Source organism: Mycobacterium sp. E3251 (assembly GCF_001666835.1).
GTDB lineage: Bacteria > Actinomycetota > Actinomycetes > Mycobacteriales > Mycobacteriaceae > Mycobacterium.
Genome location: NZ_LZJF01000136.1, coordinates 1 through 507, shown reverse-complemented (window position 1 = coordinate 507; position 507 = coordinate 1). Strand labels below are relative to the sequence as shown.

The 507-nt window shown below is 67.7% G+C and carries 1 protein-coding gene; it reads left to right on the top strand.

Features of this window, described 5'->3' with window-relative positions; all coding sequences use genetic code 11:
* Nucleotides 1-115: 115 nt before the first annotated feature.
* Nucleotides 116-507 (top strand): glycosyltransferase (locus tag A5697_RS16255; protein WP_197501030.1); only part of this gene is annotated, 392 nt, incomplete at its 3' end.

Genomic DNA, 507 nt, shown 5'->3' with positions numbered 1-507 from the left:
GACCGCATCACCAAGAGCGCCGACCTTCTGGAAAACTTCGCGCGCGCGGGACGGGTTGGGTGACGAACGGCACCCCTGACGTCGCCGGCGCACGGCAACTGCAAGGCTAGGACCCGTGACGAAATTCGCCCTCGCCGGCTACGGAACGCGCGGCGACATCGAGCCATTGGCAGCGGTCGGCCGCGAGCTGCTGCGCCGAGGGCACGACGTGGCCGTGGCCGTCCCACCGGAATTGATGGGTTTCGCCGAGTCCACCGGGCTCGCGGCGGTCCCGTACGGCCCGGAACTGCACGACTTCCTGGACGAGGAGTTCCTCCGCAACATGTGGGCTGAGTTCTTCCGGAACATCTGGACGATCCGCAGCCCGATCAGGTTGATGCGCAAGGTCTGGGAGCCCCTCATCCGGCATTGGGGCGAGGTCAGCGCGGCGCTGACGTCCCTCGCCGCCGACGCTGACCTATTGTGCACCGGCCTGAATTTCGAGCAGGCCGCCGCCAACGTCGCGGA